Here is a 16,950-nt window from a genome sequence, read left to right as displayed (position 1 = left end):
GGAATTGTTCCGTTCGGTGGAATTGTTCCGTTCGGTGGAATTGTTCCGTTCGGTGGAATTGTTACGTTCGGTGGAATTGTTACGTTCGGTGGAATTGTTACGTTCGCCAGGCGTTTGTGGCTCGACGCGACTCGGTAGCACGCGAACGGGCAAAGGGGGATTCCGCATCCCCCTTTGCAATCCCCGCTCCCGGCCAGCAAAATCGGCGGCTACGCCGCTGCCCTCGGCTCCATCTCCTCGCTTCAGGTCGGTCGTGATGCTACATCCTGTAGCTCACGACCTCAGCCCCGCTTCCCTGCGGGGCTGACCTGGCTCGTCAATTACGCCTCGGCGATTTTGATGCCGGACTCAACATCCCCAACTTTGAGATTTTTATTTTTTACAGAGCATTTATTGCCGCTGTGAGAACTTGCGAACTTTCAGCGACCTTGTTGTTGCAGTAATCACCTGAACGTATCGCGGGGGTTTTCACTCCCCATCGAAATCGCCGAGGCGTTCGCGGGAGGCCGGGGCTGGCGGCAGGGATGCCGCCAGAGGGTGCGAGCTACAGGATGTAGCATCGCACCCGACCCGGAGCTGGACGCGATAAGCCGAGGGTACCGCGAAGCGGCGATTTCGCGCGGGGGAGCCGGGGGTGTTGGGGGCGCGGCGGCGAGCGCCCCCAACCCGTTCGCGTCTCCGGTGCCCGAGACTGACTCGAAAGCCCAGGCGAACGGAACAATTCCACCGAACAAACCCGAAAAAAACCGTCCCCCCTAAACAACACCCATAAAAAAACCCCAGCGCACCGGGGTTTTTATCACTAAAGCGCTAACGTTAAACGTTAAACGTTCACGCCATGCTGCGACGCCAGCGCAGACAACCCGCCTGCAAAGCCCTGGCCTACCGCTTTGAATTTCCACTCTGCGCCATGGCGGTACAGCTCGCCAAACACCATCGCGGTTTCGGTAGACGCATCTTCAGACAGATCGAAACGGGCGATTTCAGAACCGTTGTCGTTGTTAAAGATACGCATGTAGCTGTTGCTCACCATGCCGAAGTTCTGCTTACGGGCTTCTGCGTCATAGATGGTGACCGCGAAAACCAGCTTTTTCACCTCAGCAGGCACTTTGGTCAGATCGACTTTGATCTGCTCGTCGTCACCGTCGCCTTCGCCGGTACGGTTGTCGCCCTGGTGCTCAACGGAGCCGCAGGCGCTAAGTTTGTTGTTGAAGAAGATGAAGCTGCTGTCGCTCAGGACTTTGCCGTCTTCGCCAACCATAAACACGGATGCGTCCAGGTCGAAGCCCTGTCCGTCGGTGACACGCGCATCCCAGCCCAAGCCAGCCATGGCGATGTTCATGGTCGGTGCTTCTTTAGTGAGGGATACGTTACCGCCTTTTACGAGAGAAACTGCCATTTTAAAGCTCCTGCTTTTAGGGAGAGAGACGGGCGGCGTTAACCGCCCGCTGGGTATTCAGATTAAGAGGCGTTGATACCGTACTGGGCGCACACGGACGCCAGCCCGCCTGCATAGCCCTGGCCGACCGCGCGGAATTTCCACTCGGTGTTGTGGCGATACAGTTCGCCAAACAGCATTGCGGTTTCCGTGGAGGCGTCTTCCGTCAGGTCGTAACGCGCCACTTCGGTCTGGTTGTCATCATTCACCAGGCGGATAAACGCGCCGGAGACCTGACCGAAACTTTGACGGCGCACCTGCGCGTCGTGAATGGTGACCACGAAGACGATTTTGTCGACGTCAGCCGGGATCAGATCCAGTTTGATTTTCAGGGTTTCATCATCGCCGTCGCCTTCACCGGTACGGTTATCGCCGGTATGGGTCACGGAGCCGTCAACAGATTTCAGGTTGTTGTAGAAAATGAAATCCGCGTCGCTGCGTACTTTTCCACTGGCGGACAGCAGAAAGGCGGAGGCGTCGAGGTCAAAGTCCTGACCATCGGTGGCGCGCACATCCCAGCCCAGACCAATCAGCACGTTCTTCATGGTCGGCGCTTCTTTACTCAGTGATACGTTCCCGCCTTTAGAAAGAGAAACACTCATTGTTCAATCCTCTCTGGTTGATGTTGTTATTTGCCGGGGATAAGGAGGTTAACCCTCCTTTTTCTCCTCAGAATCGGGTTTACCGGGGAACATAATGCTCGCCACGATACCCAATGCAAGCACACCCAGAACCACAAACAGGCTGGTCGTTGCCGAAATATTAAAGCCGTGGTGCCAGATATGGTCGGTTGCGTTCAGGCCAAGTTTAGCGGCGATAAAGAACAGCAACACGATAACGGCTTTTTCCAGGTGCACCAGATACTGCTTAAGGGCTTCCAGAACAAAGTACAGGGTACGCAGGCCGAGGATCGCGAACATCATGGCGCTATAGACAATCAGCGGCTCGCGGCTGACCGCGATAATGGCCGGTACGGAGTCGAAGGCAAACATCACGTCCGACAGCTCCACCACCGCCACACACAGCATCAGCGGGGTGGCGTACAGCGCGGCTTTCTGGCCGCGGCCAATGGTAATGTCTTTGTTTTCCGGCTTCGCCAGTTCTTCATCCACTTCTTTCTGATTCAACAGGAAGGCATGCCCTCTCAGTTTCGGCCAGATTGGGAAGAAGCGCTTAACCATACGGTAGGCGAGATGCTGGGAGTAATCCTCAATCTCGTCATCGTCGTCGCCGCTTTTCAGCATCATTACCGCCGTCCAGGCCACGATCAGCGCAAAGACGATCTCGACGTACGGACCGAGGCTAAGCAGGCCGGTACCAATCGCAACGAAAATCCCCCTGAACACGATGGCACCGATAATGCCCCAGTACAGCACGCGGTGGCGGTAGCGGTCCGGCACGGCGAACCACGAGAAAATCGCCATCATCACGAACAGGTTATCGACCGACAGCACCTTCTCCAGCGCGTAACCGGTCACGAACAGGCTGGCGACTTCCGCGCCGTGGTGAACATACAGGAACCCCGCGAACGCCATCGCCACCAGGACCCAGAATACGGACCACAGCGCCGCGCTTTTCAGCGAGATCGGTTTGTCATGCCGGTGCATGAACAGGTCGATAAAAATGGCTCCCACTGCCAACGCAACGAATACCACCACCGTTTCTGTTGGAAAGCCAATATGCGTAGATACCATACAAAACCCTTAAGAAATGCTATCAAAGACCGAATTCGGCCGGTTCAAAGCCCAGTGCCAGGGCGATTTCACGCGCCGCCTTCTGCTCGTCCGGGTCGAAATTGCCGTCGCTTTTCGCCACCGCGATCCCCACACGTACCGCCAGCTGCGCGGCTTCGGGCTGATCTTTCAGCGCCAGAATGTACTTCATGGTTTCGCCCTTGCCGATTTCCATATCGAAATCGAAGCTGCTCACCAGTTTGTTAAAGAAGTCGATAACCTCAGAGGTATCGAACACTTTCAACTCGTCGGAGGCGCGCAGAAAACCGATCATCTTCTGCTTCTCTTCGGAACTGACGCCGTCGCTGGATACCGCGATACGCGCGCAGACCGCCACCGTGCCCTGCATAAATTTTTTGTTTTTGAAACGGCCAACCTGTTTGGTTAACTCGTCGCGGCTGGCGTTAAACGCCCCTTTTACTTTATTGAAGAAACTCATATAACACCCTCTGCCAAAGAAATTACTTGGAACCCGCCTTCCAGCTAAAGCCCCAGCCGAACGCCTTGTCCATATCGCTATGTCCATTAAAGAACTGGTTGATTCGTTCTACTTTTATATTGCCGTTTTCGTTAACCAGACGGGCGATGGCGCACATGTTGCGGTTGTTCTGCCCTTCGGTCATACGGGTTTCGATCGGCGGCTGGTCCGGGATGAACAGCGATACCACGCCGTCGGTTTTGTCCCAGCTCGGCACGCCTTCGTAAATAAAGGCGAAAATCAGCACTTCGCGGATGTGTTTCCACTCGCGGCCATTCACGTGCAGCCACTCGCCGGTAGAAAACTCGCCGGTGCGATCGTCGCCCTGCAACTGGACATACGGCTCGCTGTCCATAGAGCCGAAACGGTTGCCCAGCGCCTGAATCACGGTTTTGTAGCCATCGCTCAGTTCAACAAACGCGCCTAAATCCAGATCGATACCCTTGCTGCCGCCAAATACCGCACGCAAACCGGTCGCCGGGTTGCCGCGATGCCAGTTCAGGTTAATGCGGATCTCACCGAAGTTATCGCGCTTGGTCAGGCTGATTGCCGGTTTCTCTTTGGTCAGGGAAACCTTGCTGAGATTGATTTTAGACGCTGCCGGAGTGGGCGCAGGCGTCGGCGCTGGGGCCGCCGTCGGTGCCGGGCTATCCGCCACATCCACGCCGAAATGCTCCGCCAGCGGTTTCAGCCCGCCGTTAAAGCCCTGGGCGATAAAGCGGAATTTCCACTCGCTGTTGCGGCGATACAGTTCGCCTAAAATCAGCGCGGCTTCCTGGCGACCGTTCAGGTCCACTACGCCGTTCAGCAGTACTTGCCCCGCCGCTTCCACCTGGATTGCCAGGCGTTGCAGGCCCGCTACGGTCTGGTTGCCGTCGCAGGTCACGGTAAAGGCCACTTTTTGCACATCGGCCTGAAGACGGTTGAGATCCACGCTAAACGCGGTGTTATTGCCGTCATTGGTCAGCGCGATGGTGGCGTCGTCATTTTTAGGCTGGCCGTAAAACACCATATCGGCGTCGCCCTTCACCTTGCCGGTAGCGAACAGCCGGAAAGCGGAAGCGTCAACCGCCGCGCCCGACAGCACGCGCACCGTCAACGGTTGAGAAGGAACGGAGGCATTGCCTCCCGCCGTCATGTTCATGAGCGCACCACCGCCGCGACGATGTCGCTGTGCATATCGTCAATGGTGCGGCCGCTACAGGCTTTGCCCAGCGCGGTGAAATCCCACTCGCCATTGTTGCGGCGCAGAGAAGCGATCACGATGCCGGTGTGCGAGCCCTGCTCGTTCAGCTGATAGCGCGCCAGCTCTTTGTTGTTCTGATCGACCACGCGGCAGAAGGCGTTTTCCACATCGTTAAAGCTCTGGCCGCGGAAACTGTTAACGGTAAAGGCCAGATATTCCACCTGGGCAGGCAGACGCGTCAGATCCACGCGGATGACTTCATCATCGCCGTCGCCTTCACCGGTCAGGTTATCGCCGCTGTGTACCACGGAGTTGCAGGAGGATTTCAGCTTGCGGAACCAGACGGTGTCGATTTTGCCGCCTGATTTATCGAGCAGTACGCAGCCCGCATCAAGATCGATGGAATCATTACCGCCAAACAGTTTGCCTAGCATCCCTTTCTTCTTGATGGGATCCCAGCCCAGGCCGAAATGCAGCTGGTTGAGCGCCGACGATTGCTTGCTGAGTGAAACAGTTTGGTTTTTTGTTAATGAAACCATGGTCAGATCTCCATAAAGTGGCTCGTGAAAAAGGTTGCGTTTTTACACCAAAATCCTTCAGATAAAAATCATATCATGATGTAGTTAATGAACAAGATCATTTTACCTGTGAATTTTTAAAGAAAGGTAAATTACTTATATTTCAAAAAATTAAAAACGTATAACACGCAGAAATTTACTGAAAAATTTTAGCAAAATGGGAAGGAAAACATAGAAATAAATCCTACCGAAATCAGATCATATTATGATTGACAACTTTTTTACCGCTTTCTAGACTTATTACCTAACTGTAGCCATTCAACCCCGCCCTATCGGTAATAAATAAAATGACTAACAACATCTGGCTAATGGAAGGCTTGTCCTCCCAGCGCGATCTGATTCAGGGCATCCGCGCGTTCGCTAATCTGAAGCAAACCGATGTGACGGTGATTGCGTCGCACCGCAACGAACGCCATGAGATCCTCTCCCAGGCCGATATCGCGCTGACTGAACCGCAGGACGCCGACGACCGGCTGGCGTTTATTCTTGCCACAGTGAAAAAGCTGGGCGTTAAGGCGATTCATACCGGCCGCCACGCCACCTGGTTTGAAGCCCATCGCGCGGCGATTACCGCCAGCGGCGTCACGCTTACTACCGGCTCTCTTCAGCCCGCCATGTTTGAACTGGCCGACGATAAAGTCGAATACGCCCATGCCATGGAAAAAGCCGGTTTACCCGTGGTCCCGTCCCTGCGGGTGGAATCGGTAGACGAACTGCGCGCGCTGATTGCCCGCTCCCCGTTCGCCAGCAAATCACTGTGCGTTAAACCGGTGAAAGGCATTTATGGCATGGGATTCTGGCGATTTGATGAAAACGTCTCGCCGATGGCGCACTTTATTAACCCCGACAGCCGCAAAGTGAACGCACGCTTTTATCTCAGCGCCCTGGAGCAGGCGGGCAAATTCGAACCGCTGGTATTAATGCCGTATCTCCCCGGCCCGGAATATTCGGTGGATATGCTGGTGGAAGACGGCGCGGTGCTGGCGGCGGTGGGCCGCCGTAAAGAAGGCTCGGTGCAGTATCTGGAAAACCACGGCGAGGCTTTCGAACTGGCGAAAGCCTGCGCGCGCCTGATGAAGACCGATGGGCTGGTCAACGTGCAAACCCGCAACACCACCAGCGGCAAACCGCTGCTGCTGGAAATCAATATGCGTCCTTCCGGGGGCATCGGTTATACCCGCCTGAGCGGGGTGAACCTGCCAGGCCTGTTCGCCTTCCGCCAGCTTGGGCTGATGAGCCAGCAGGACGTGCTGGATGAAGCGGAGCGCGCCTTTGCGCCAGCCGTCGTCAGGCCGCTGACCGAAGCGGTCAACTACCCAACCGCATTGACCAACAGGCATCGCGAAGAGAATGACCATGAGTGAATTTAGCCGCACGCTCTCCAGCGGAACGTTACGCGTGACGCCAACCGGCGGTATGCGCCAGCTGGATGAACTGTTTGAGCTGGCGGAGCGCCGCAATCCGAAGCGCGCCTTTTTGTTCGTCAGCAAAGTGCTGGGCCGCCATATCCCGGTCGCCCCCGGCATCATGCGATCGGTGTATCGACAGCTGGCGGAACAGTTTCCTAAGCTTGAAGCGGGCCCGGTGCTGTTTATCGGCATGGCGGAAACTGCGGTCGGCCTTGGCGCAGGCGTGTTTGATGAACTGCGCCACCAGGCGGCGGAACCGGTGTATCTGACCTCGACACGCCATCCGGTGCCCGGCGAGCTGCTGTGCGAATTTAAAGAGAACCACAGCCACGCTACCGATCACCTGATTTATCTGCCGGATGATGCCGAACTGCGCCGCCGGGTGCTTAACGCCCGCACGCTGGTGCTTATCGATGACGAAGCCACCACTGGCAACACGTTTATTAATTTGCTGGACGCGCTACAAAGCGCCGGGTTGACGCAGATCGCCCAGGTTCTGGCGGTCACCCTCACCGACTGGAGCGGCGACGCGCTGGCGCAGCGCTGTAACTTGCCGATCGCCACCGTATCGCTGGTGCAGGGCGACTGGCATTGGGAACCGAATCCCGATGCGCCCGTACCGGTGATGCCTGCGGTGAACGTTACGGCGACGGGCAGCGTGCCGATTACGGGCCGCCAGAACTGGGGACGGCTGGGCATGGCGACCCCTGCGGCGGATTTGGGCGCGCATATTACCGCCCGGCCCGGTGAAAAGATCCTGGTGCTGGGCACCAGCGAATTTGTCTGGCAACCGTTTTTGCTGGCGGAGCGGCTGGAAAACGCGGGCGCGGAGGTGAAGTACAGCTCCACGACCCGCTCGCCGATTGCCACCGGGTTCGCCATTCAGTCCGCCATTGCCTTTACCGACAATTACGGCCTCGGCATCCCCAATTTTGTCTATAACGTCGCGCACCAGCAGTTCGACCGCATTTTGCTGTGCGCGGAAACCCCCGCCACCAGCATCGATCCAGTACTGCTGGATGCGCTACGCCAGGTTGCGCCCCGCGTAGAGGTAATTAGCTATGAATAGGCCGGTGATTTTTTCCGATCTCGACGACACGTTATTCCAGACCCGCCGCAAGATGGTGGATGAGCTGGATCTGGCCCCGTTTCGCACCGGCGCGCTGGATCGCAGCCTGGCGCCGCGCAGCTTTATGACCGAAGAACAGGCGATGCTGGTGGACTGGATGCTGGAGCACGCCGAGCTGATCCCGGTCACCGCGCGCGGCACCGAAGAGATCGCCCGCGTCACCATCCCGTTCCGATCCTGGGCGGTGACCACCCATGGCGCAGTGATCCTCGATCCGCAGGGCCAGCCGGACGACGCCTGGAAAGCGCTGATGCTGGCGAAATTACAGCCCTATGCCGACAAACTCCTCGCCATGCAAAGCGCCATTACCGAGCTGATGGCGGCGCGCAATATCAACGGCTGGGCGCGGATTAACTACGAATACGGCGACGTACCGGTGTATCTGGTGATGAAACACCGCGACAGCACCCGGCTGGACGAACTCAACGCCATCGCCGACGAAATCGAACAGACCTTCCCCACCGAGGGCTATTACATCCATCGCAACAGCAATAATGTCGCCTGGCTGCCAACGGTAGTGGAAAAAGGGCTGGCGGTAACCTGGCTGCTGGAAAAACTGCGCCAGCAGCGCGGCGTTTTCCCGGTGATCGGCCTTGGCGACAGCTTAAGCGACCACCGCTTTATGCGGCTCTGCACCTGGTTCGGCCTGCCGCGCCAGAGCCAGTTTGCCCACAGCATCACGCAGACGCTATTTGGAGAACTGTATGACTGATTTCACGCCGTTTTCCGGCTCGTATTCACCACAGGACATTCACTTTCTGCTCAACCCCGTTGAAATGGAAATGACGCCGGTCGATCAGAAAGAGCAGTTGATCCAGTCCGGCGCGCGCCACTATTCGGAAATGCTCAGCCAGGAGCCAGAGCCCACCGCCTGGCATCTGGATATTTTTTCTCAGGCGCTGGATCGCGGCGCGGAACGTTTAGCCAAAGAAGTGGCGATACTGGCGCAGGCGCTGGCGGAGCGCTTCGGTGACACGCCGATCGTGCTGGCAAGCCTGGTGCGCGCGGGCGTCCCGCTCGGCGTGATGCTGCACCAGACCCTGCGCGAAATGGGTAAACAATCGCACCATTACGGCATCAGTATTATCCGCGACCGGGGCATTGATGAAGCGGCGCTGGCGTGGATTGAAGCGCGCCACGGCACCGATGGCATTGTGTTTGTCGATGGCTGGACCGGAAAAGGCGCGATCTCCGGCGAGCTGCGGCGCAGTTTGCAACATCGTCCCGGCTACCCTGAACAGCCGCGCCTGGCGGTACTCGCCGATCCGTGCGGCAAAGCCTGGCTCGCCGCCAGCGATGACGACTGGCTGATCCCGTTCGGTATTATGGGCGCGCCGGTTTCCGGCATGATTTCCCGTTCGATCTGGTCCGCCGAGGGCCTGCACGGCTGCGTGATTTGCGATCACCTGGCGCAATTCGAATGCAGCCGGATGCTGGTGGATACCGTGGCGCAATACCGCCAGCGCCTGGATTTCAGCAGCCTGCCCCACGGCGACCTGTCGGAGGCGAGAAAAGCGCAGCTTCAGCAGCAAAGCGAGCGGGTGATCCAGACGCTGGCTGACCGCTACCAGATTTCCAGCATCAACCGCATCAAGCCCGGCATCGCCGAAGCCACCCGCGCCGTGTTGCGCCGGGTGCCGGACCATGTGCTGGTACGCTCCGCCGCCGATCCCGACGTGGCGCTGCTGGTGTACCTGGCGCGGGAAAAAGGCATCACCATTACTGAAGTGGGCGAGGCCATCGGCCAGTATCGGGCGGTGACAATCATTAAGAAGGTGCTCTGATGGATAAACGGCTTTCACCCTGGCGTCTGGGCGCGACGCTGTATATGCCCGCAACCCGCACTGATATTGCTGATGCCATCCTGAATAACAAAATCAGCGGCCTGCGCTCGCTGGTGATTTGCCTGGAAGACGCGGTCAGCGACGGCGATATTCCGCAAGCGCTGGAAAATTTACGCGCGCTGCTGGTTCAACTCACGCGGGCCAAAGCCAACCAGGGCAATGCGTGCTGGCCGCTGGTGTTTATCCGCCCGCGCGACAGCGCCATGGGCGAGCGGCTGGTACGGGAGATGGACGTCAGCGCCATTGACGGCTTCGTGCTGCCGAAATTTACCCTGGCCTCGCTGCCGGCCTGGTGGCGCATCCTTGAACCCACTGATTTATGCATGATGCCGACGCTGGAAACCGAAGAGGTATTCGACGTGGTGCAGATGCGCGAGCTGGCGACCACGCTGGTGGATCACCCGTGTCATTCACGCATCATCGCCCTGCGCATCGGCGGCAACGATCTGATGAACGTGATATCCCTGCGCCGTTCGCGCCATTTAACGCTGTATGACGGCCCGATGGGCTATGCCATCAAAATGCTGGTAGCGGTGTTTGCTTCGCGTGATTTTGCCCTCACCGCGCCAGTGTGCGAACACATTGACGATCACCAGATCATGGATCGGGAACTGGCGCTGGATATGGCCCACGGCCTGGTCGGCAAAACGGCGATCCATCCCAATCAAATCAGCAAGATCGAAGCGGCGCTGATGGTGTCGCCCACCGATCACGCCGATGCGCTGCGTATTCTGAATTCCACCCAGGCGGTGTTTAAATCCCAGGGGGCAATGTGCGAACCTGCAACCCACCGCCGCTGGGCATCCGGCATTCTTTCCCGCGCCCAGGTTTATGGCATCGCTGCCGAGCAGCCGCAGGACGGTATTCGATTGCTTACCGCCACGCTGAAAAATTAAGCAATATGCAATCAATGGACAACGAGACGCATTTTTTTACCGGGAATACGTTGCCAGCAATAAGACGTTTGGCGATGATTTCGCGCCGCGTCGTCTGGCACGCTTAATGTAAACTTTGAACGCAGGCCGTTTCCCATTATGCAACTGAGCACACGACAAGCCCGAGTCTATACGCTGGCGACCCTGCTGGGGCCGGGCAAGCCTGTCTCCGCCGCCAAAATCATCGCGACTCTGGCCTGCTCTGAACCCACCCTGACCCGGGTGCTTAAAGAACTCAGAGAGTTTTATTCAGCGGAAATTAAGTACAGCAAAGCCAACCACACCTACCAACTCACCCATGCCGGACTGTTGGATAAAAAACAGCTGCGCCGGATGAACGAGGCGCTGAACGTCAACGCCGAGCGCAAAACCAGCGAACCCGTCAGCTTTGTTTCTCTGGATAAAGAGAAGAAAAAGGCGGTTTCGCTGTCGCTGAAAATGTCGATCCTGCAAAAAATCGAACTGCTGGCGCTGCTCAGCAATATCACCCGCAGCGAAGCCGTGGAGATGATCGTCGGGGAATATGCCGATCGGTTAATCCGCGAAATCAAAGCCGAACAAAAAGCGGGCGAGTAATCCCCGCGTCAAAATCCAACCCGCTTCACATAACCTGGTATGAAAGGTTGCAGCCCCCCTGCCCGCTCTTTATCTTCATTTGGAGTGTAATTTCATAACTTGTTATTAAGTGGAGTAATCATGTCATTGCTCATTCAGCTGGAAAATCGCATCACTAAACTCGGTGGACTTATCGTTTCCTGCCAGCCGGTGCCGGGCAGCCCGTTAGACAAACCGGAGATCGTCGCGGCTATGGCGCTGGCGGCAGAACAGGCGGGCGCGGCGGGGCTGCGCATTGAGGGTATCGATAACCTGAAAGCCACGCGCGCCATGGTGAGCGCGCCGATTATCGGCATTATTAAACGCGATCTGCCGGACTTCCCGGTGCGCATCACGCCGTGGCTGGAAGATGTGGATGCCCTTGCCGCCGCGGGTGCCAATATCATCGCCTTTGACGGAACGGCACGTCCGCGTCCGGCGAGCGTTGAGGATTTGCTGGCGCGTATTCATCTTCACGGCCTGCTGGCGATGGCGGACTGCTCCTCGCTGGAAGATGGCTTGCAGTGCCACCTGCTGGGCGCGGAGCTGATTGGTACCACACTTTCCGGCTATACCCGCGACGTCACGCCCAAAGAGCCGGATCTGGCGCTGGTATCGGCGCTGGCGGCTAAAGGTTGCCGGGTAATGGCGGAAGGCCGCTACAACTCACCCGAGCTGGCAGCTCAGGCGCTGCAACATGGCGCATTCGCCGTTACCGTGGGTTCAGCAATCACCCGGCTGGAGCATGTCTGCCAGTGGTTCCGGGATGCGTTACAGGACGTGAAAAAATGACCATCCTGGCGATAGACATTGGCGGCACCAAACTGGCGGCAGCGCTAATCGATGATGCGTTAACGATCGTCACCCGTTGCGAACAGCCGACGCCCGCCAGCAAAACGCCGGAAGCGCTGGAGACGGCATTGCGCGAGCTGGTCGCCCCGCTTGCCGCACGAGCCACGCGCTTCGCCGTTGCCTCCACCGGCATTATTCAGCATGGCGTACTGACGTCGATTAACCCGGCGAACCTCGGCGGGCTGGAAAACTTCCCCCTGACCCAAACCCTGACGCACATCACCGGCTTGCCGGGCATCGCCCTGAATGACGCCCAGGCCGCCGCCTGGGCGGAATACCAGGCGCTCTCGGCGACCGTCGATCATATGGTGTTTTTAACCGTTTCCACCGGCGTGGGTGGCGGCGTCATCAGCCACGGCGCTCTTTTACAAGGCCCCGGCGGTCTGGCCGGGCATCTGGGCCATACCCTTGCCGATCCGAATGGCCCGCGCTGCGGCTGCGGGCGTACCGGCTGCGTGGAAGCCATTGCTTCCGGGCGCGGCATCGCCGCCGCGGCGCGCAATGATTTAGCCGGGCTGGATGCGAAAGCCATTTTTGCCCACGCCCGACAGGATCACCCGCAGGCGCTGGCGCTTGTCGACCGTTCCGCCCGCACCCTGGCGCGCTTGATCGCCGATATCAAAGCCGCGTTTGACTGCCAGTGCGTGGTGATTGGCGGCAGCGTCGGCCTCGCGCCTGGCTATCTGGAGCATGTTCACGCCGCCCTGATGCAGGAACCGGCGGTGTATCACGTCGAACTGCGACCCGCCCACTATCGCCAGGACGCCGGTTTACTGGGCGCGGCGCTTTTTGCTAAGGAGTAACCGATGATTACCGGCCATATCGACCACCTGGCTGCGGCGGGCTTAGCCCAGCCGCTGTACGACGCCCTCGTTCTGGCGCTGGCGGAAAACCCGGCGCAAAAGCAGCCGGACAGCTACACCCTCGACGGCGAACGGCTCTTTATGAACGTGATGACGCTGACCACCCAGCCGCCGCAGGAGAAAAAAGCCGAGCTGCACCGGGCGTATATTGATATTCAACTGCTGCTGGAAGGCTGTGAAACTATTCATTTCGGCATCGCGGAAAGCGCGCGTGAGCTGGAGGAGTGGCATCCGGAGCAGGATTACCAGTTATGCAACGACATCCATAATTCCCAGAGCCTCACCCTGGAGCCCGGCATGTTTGCCATTTTTATGCCCGGCGAACCGCACAAGCCGGGTTGCCATGACACACGTCGCGAGCCCATCAAAAAAGTGGTGATTAAACTGCACCGGGACGCCCTGCTCCCGGTTTAATAAGCGTCTTCTCTGTTGAGACTTTTGCCGCGCGTCCCCCGTCGCGGCATTTTTTTGAGTACTATACCGCGATGACTCACACACCCGACACCTTCACTATGCCACCACTGCAACCCGGTAAAATCCTCGCCACCCTCGGGGCGATGCAAAGCAGCCTGAGCCGCACCAGCCAGCGCATTGCTCAGTTTATTTTGCAAAACCCGCAGCGGGTCACCACTCTGACCGTCGCCGGGCTGGCACAGGACGCCCAGGCGGGCGAAGCCTCCATCGTGCGGTTTTGCCGCCTGCTGGGCTTTCGCGGCTTTCAGGATTTTAAACGCGATCTCACCATCGAACTGGCGCGCAGCGACGCGATGCTGGATGCCGATATCACGCCGGATGACGACGTGGACGCGGTCAGCGGCAAGCTCCAGGAAACGGTCAACAGCGTACTGACGCAAACCCGTACCCTGCTGGATGCCCAACAGGTGCGGCGCGCGGTGGATGCGCTGCTGAACGCCGAAGCAGTCTACCTTTTTGGCGTCGGTTCATCGGGCATTAGTGCCCAGGAGATGAAGCACAAGCTGATGCGCATAGGCTTACGCGCGGTAGCGTTGCAGGATAGTCACGAGATGGCGATGCAGGCGGCGCTGCTGCGGCCCGATGAGGTGGCTTTCGCCATCAGCCATTCCGGCGCGTCGCCAGAAACGGTCAAGGCGCTGCATCTGGCGAAAGCGGCGGGCGCAACCACCGTAGCGTTAACCTATCATCTCGCCACACCGCTGCTGGAGCAGGCTGACATCACGTTAATCAACGGCCATCATCAGGGGGAATTGCAGGGCGATTCGCTGGCTACCCGAGTGGCTCAGGCGTTTGTGCTGGATGTACTGTACAGCCTGCTGGTACAAGCTCGCCCGGAACAGGCCCGGGCGAATAAGTTAAAAACCATGGCGGCGCTCAAGCCTTAGCTTTTGCTCTTCACCAGTTCACCCGGCTTTACGCTTTTTACCCGCGCGCCGCTGAACGGTTTGCCGTCAATGGCATCATGGGTGCGCAGGGCTTCGGGGCGCAACCAGCGCTGGACCCGGGACGGCATATCCAGGCCAATCAGCAGGATCACCACAAAAGTCAGGCTGAAGGAGAGCGAACCAAGCGCAGTACCTAAATCGAGACGCTGGGCAATCACCGCGCCAATAATCGGTGCCAGCGCCCCGCCTAGCGCGCCGACGTTGTAGGTAAAGCCCAGCCCGGCGGCGCGCTGGTCGGTATCAAAATAGCCGCCGATCAGCTTCGGCAGAATGCCGGAAATCCCCTGCCCTAACATCTGCTGGAAGAACAGCAGCAGGCCCAGAACCCAGACGTTGGCACCGCCGATGGCGAACACCGGGATAATCAACAACTGTGACGCCAGCAGGCTACACACATAGGCTTTACGGGTGCCCAGCCAGTCGCCCAGGAAACCGCCCACGCAACAGCCTACCGCCGCGCCGAATCCGCTAAAGAACAGTACCCGCGCTACCGTGGCCGGATCGTAGGCCAGTTCGGTTTTCAGGTAAGTCGGCAGCAGCGCCTGAATCGGCCAGGAGTAAAGGAACGCGAACAGCACCACCACCATCAGCGTTACACCGGTCGGCCAGCGCTTGCCGCTGCCCTGCACCATAAAGCTGATAAAAATCGCCGCGCACAATAATCCAAGCACCGCCACAATCGCCGCATTGTTCAACTGGCCCGCGAAGCAGAACCACAGCGCGGTAGCCGCAATGATGGTCAGCAGCACGTTAAGTACGCGATGCTCGCCGCGATACAGGATATCCACCATAGTGCGCACCGGGGCTTTACCCGCGTGTTTTTGCTTCCAGTCCTCGGCTTCAGGAATATTTTTACGCAGCCACAGGGCGAACATGATCGGCAGAATGCCGATGAAGAACAGCGCGCGCCAGCCCCAGACCGGCACCACCAGGCTATACACCTGCGCCGCGACCACTGCGCCGACCGAGAAACCGGAAATCAAAAAGCCGCTGGCTTTATTACGCAGATGCTTCGGCCAGCTTTCAATGACATAGGTGGCGCTGGAGCCATACTCCCCGGCCATCCCCATACCGATCACCAGACGGGCGATAAACATGGTGGTATAGCCCGGCGCGAGGCCGCAAGCCAGGGTGCCCACGGAAAACAGCACAATACTGGAAACCATCGCCAGACGCCGCCCGTAGCGGTCGCCCATTGCGCCCAGCATCAGGCCGCCGAACCAGCGGGAAATAAATGCGGCGGAGATCAGGCTGGCGGCCTGCACCGTCGTTAAACCGAATTCTCCCTGAATTTCAGTCAATACCAGGGCAATCAGGACAAAATCGAAACCATCAAGCAAATATCCCAACCAGGCGGCGGAAAATGCCCGCCACTGACTCCGGTTGAGATGGCGATACCACGGGATATTTTGGGTAGTGATACTCATATGAGTCTCCCGAAACGCGTCTTGTAGGGTAGGTGCCGGATGGCTCCGGCATCCGGTATTGTTATTGCTGTTGTTGTTTTTCTTGTTGGAGCTTTTGCGCTAGCGCTTTCAGTTCAGGCAGATATTTTTCATCCACCGGCGCGAACGGTTTACGGCACAGCGGCGAGGCCACTACGTCCATATAGTGCAGAACGGTTTTCAGGCCGCGGAACACGCCGGTTTTAATCAGCAGGTCGATCACTTCATTGCACTGGGTCTGCAACCGCTGCGCCTGGGCGACATCCCCCTTCTTCAGCGCCTTTACAATGCCCTGGTAGCGCCATCCCATAATGTTATAGGTGCTGCCGATACCGCCGTCAGCGCCCGCCAGCAGGCCGGAGGCGAAAATCTCGTCATAGCCGTTGTACAGCACCAGGTCCGGATGGGCGCGGCGGATCTGCTCCATCTGGTACAGATCCCCGGAGGTCTGCTTGAGCGCGCCAACGCCAGGCAGCGTCACCAGCGTGTTGATCTGATCGAGGCTGAGCTTAACCCCGCTGAGTGCCGGAATGTTATACACCACCATCGGCAGTCCATTGGCGGAATCAATAATGGCGCGATAGTGGTCGCAATGCTCTTCAAAGCTGAACGGATAGTAAAACGGCGTCACCGCGGAGACGGCATCGTAGCCGTAACGGCTGGCGGCATCGGCTAACTGCTGGCTTTCCCCGGTGCTGACGGTGCCGACGTGGGCAATCAGGGTAATTTCCCCTTTGGCTTCTTCAGCAACAATTTCAAGCACTTCTTCGCGCTCGGCGATGTTCTGTACGAAGGCTTCGCCGGTTGAGCCGCCGACGTACAGCCCGTCAATCCCCTGTTCAATATTAAACCGCACCAGCCGGCGCAGGCTGTCGGTATCCAGTCTCTGGTGTTGATCAAATGGCGTAAGCAGCGCGGGCATAACCCCTTTTAATGTGGCGGACATAGCAACCTCATGGATGATGAATGTGACGTAACTATATACCTTTATACCTGTTATACCAGACCACAAAAGCGCCACTTTGCAGGGAAAGATTCAGATTGG

18 protein-coding genes are annotated in these 16,950 nt (G+C 58.0%); 10 read left to right on the top strand and 8 right to left on the bottom strand.

The window, feature by feature from the left end:
- Positions 1-823: 823 nt before the first annotated feature.
- From FND52_RS05810 to FND52_RS05785, 6 genes are all read right to left on the bottom strand, one after another.
- Positions 824-1,399 (bottom strand): TerD family protein, encoded by a 576-nt coding sequence (locus FND52_RS05810; RefSeq protein WP_125295062.1) that lies wholly within the window; start codon positions 1,397-1,399, stop codon positions 824-826.
- A gap of 62 nt (positions 1,400-1,461) precedes the next feature.
- Complete coding sequence (locus FND52_RS05805; RefSeq protein ID WP_125295063.1) at positions 1,462-2,040, bottom strand: TerD family protein; 579 nt, start codon at positions 2,038-2,040, stop codon at positions 1,462-1,464.
- 48 nt (positions 2,041-2,088) lie between these two features.
- Positions 2,089-3,132, bottom strand: coding sequence for a TerC/Alx family metal homeostasis membrane protein (locus tag FND52_RS05800; RefSeq protein WP_125295064.1), 1,044 nt, complete (start codon positions 3,130-3,132; stop codon positions 2,089-2,091).
- Between the two features lie 22 nt (positions 3,133-3,154).
- Positions 3,155-3,610: a tellurite resistance TerB family protein gene (locus FND52_RS05795; RefSeq protein ID WP_144130008.1), complete on the bottom strand. Its 456-nt coding sequence runs from the start codon at positions 3,608-3,610 to the stop codon at positions 3,155-3,157.
- 22 nt (positions 3,611-3,632) lie between these two features.
- Positions 3,633-4,793: a TerD family protein gene (locus tag FND52_RS05790; protein WP_144130006.1), complete on the bottom strand. Its 1,161-nt coding sequence runs from the start codon at positions 4,791-4,793 to the stop codon at positions 3,633-3,635.
- Positions 4,790-5,374: a TerD family protein gene (locus FND52_RS05785; RefSeq protein WP_125295067.1), complete on the bottom strand. Its 585-nt coding sequence runs from the start codon at positions 5,372-5,374 to the stop codon at positions 4,790-4,792. The genes FND52_RS05790 and FND52_RS05785 overlap by 4 nt, the downstream gene beginning before the upstream one ends.
- 326 nt (positions 5,375-5,700) lie before the next feature.
- On the opposite strand from FND52_RS05785, the gene FND52_RS05780 reads away from it, so the two are divergent.
- The 10 genes from FND52_RS05780 (at position 5,701) to FND52_RS05735 (ending at position 14,400) form a co-directional block, all read left to right on the top strand.
- Positions 5,701-6,777 (top strand): ATP-grasp domain-containing protein, encoded by a 1,077-nt coding sequence (locus FND52_RS05780; RefSeq protein WP_144130004.1) that lies wholly within the window; start codon positions 5,701-5,703, stop codon positions 6,775-6,777.
- Positions 6,770-7,891: a phosphoribosyltransferase domain-containing protein gene (locus tag FND52_RS05775; protein WP_425277904.1), complete on the top strand. Its 1,122-nt coding sequence runs from the start codon at positions 6,770-6,772 to the stop codon at positions 7,889-7,891. Before FND52_RS05780 ends, FND52_RS05775 begins: the two co-directional genes overlap by 8 nt.
- Positions 7,884-8,663, top strand: coding sequence for an HAD family hydrolase (locus FND52_RS05770; RefSeq protein WP_125295070.1), 780 nt, complete (start codon positions 7,884-7,886; stop codon positions 8,661-8,663). The genes FND52_RS05775 and FND52_RS05770 overlap by 8 nt, the downstream gene beginning before the upstream one ends.
- Complete coding sequence (locus FND52_RS05765; protein WP_144130000.1) at positions 8,656-9,735, top strand: cysteine protease StiP family protein; 1,080 nt, start codon at positions 8,656-8,658, stop codon at positions 9,733-9,735. The genes FND52_RS05770 and FND52_RS05765 overlap by 8 nt, the downstream gene beginning before the upstream one ends.
- Positions 9,735-10,691, top strand: coding sequence for an HpcH/HpaI aldolase/citrate lyase family protein (locus tag FND52_RS05760; RefSeq protein ID WP_144129998.1), 957 nt, complete (start codon positions 9,735-9,737; stop codon positions 10,689-10,691). Before FND52_RS05765 ends, FND52_RS05760 begins: the two co-directional genes overlap by 1 nt.
- 138 nt (positions 10,692-10,829) lie before the next feature.
- The gene (locus FND52_RS05755) at positions 10,830-11,306 is read left to right on the top strand and encodes a tellurium resistance protein TerW (RefSeq protein ID WP_125295073.1); all 477 of its coding nucleotides are present in this window, start codon (positions 10,830-10,832) and stop codon (positions 11,304-11,306) included.
- Between the two features lie 120 nt (positions 11,307-11,426).
- The gene (locus tag FND52_RS05750) at positions 11,427-12,116 is read left to right on the top strand and encodes an N-acetylmannosamine-6-phosphate 2-epimerase (RefSeq protein ID WP_144129996.1); all 690 of its coding nucleotides are present in this window, start codon (positions 11,427-11,429) and stop codon (positions 12,114-12,116) included.
- Positions 12,113-12,979, top strand: a complete 867-nt coding sequence (gene nanK / locus FND52_RS05745) for an N-acetylmannosamine kinase (protein WP_144129994.1) — start codon at positions 12,113-12,115, stop codon at positions 12,977-12,979. Before FND52_RS05750 ends, nanK begins: the two co-directional genes overlap by 4 nt.
- Before the next feature lie 3 nt (positions 12,980-12,982).
- Entirely contained in the window at positions 12,983-13,453 is a 471-nt protein-coding gene (nanQ, locus tag FND52_RS05740) for an N-acetylneuraminate anomerase (protein WP_144129992.1), read from the top strand.
- 98 nt (positions 13,454-13,551) lie between these two features.
- Complete coding sequence (locus FND52_RS05735) at positions 13,552-14,400, top strand: MurR/RpiR family transcriptional regulator (RefSeq protein WP_244290554.1); 849 nt, start codon at positions 13,552-13,554, stop codon at positions 14,398-14,400.
- On the opposite strand, the gene FND52_RS05730 is transcribed toward FND52_RS05735, so the two are convergent.
- Together FND52_RS05730 and nanA are read right to left on the bottom strand one after the other, a co-directional pair.
- Entirely contained in the window at positions 14,397-15,887 is a 1,491-nt protein-coding gene (locus FND52_RS05730) for an MFS transporter (protein WP_144129990.1), read from the bottom strand. The genes FND52_RS05735 and FND52_RS05730 overlap by 4 nt on opposite strands.
- Positions 15,888-15,948: 61 nt before the next feature.
- The gene (gene nanA, locus FND52_RS05725) at positions 15,949-16,851 is read right to left on the bottom strand and encodes an N-acetylneuraminate lyase (protein WP_144129988.1); all 903 of its coding nucleotides are present in this window, start codon (positions 16,849-16,851) and stop codon (positions 15,949-15,951) included.
- Between the last annotated feature and the right edge of the window lie 99 nt (positions 16,852-16,950).

Source organism: Atlantibacter subterraneus, from assembly GCF_007570865.1.
Classification (GTDB): Bacteria; Pseudomonadota; Gammaproteobacteria; order Enterobacterales; family Enterobacteriaceae; genus Atlantibacter; species Atlantibacter subterraneus.
The sequence above is the reverse complement of the archived record's forward strand: the minus strand, read 5'-3'. Positions and strand labels throughout refer to the sequence as shown.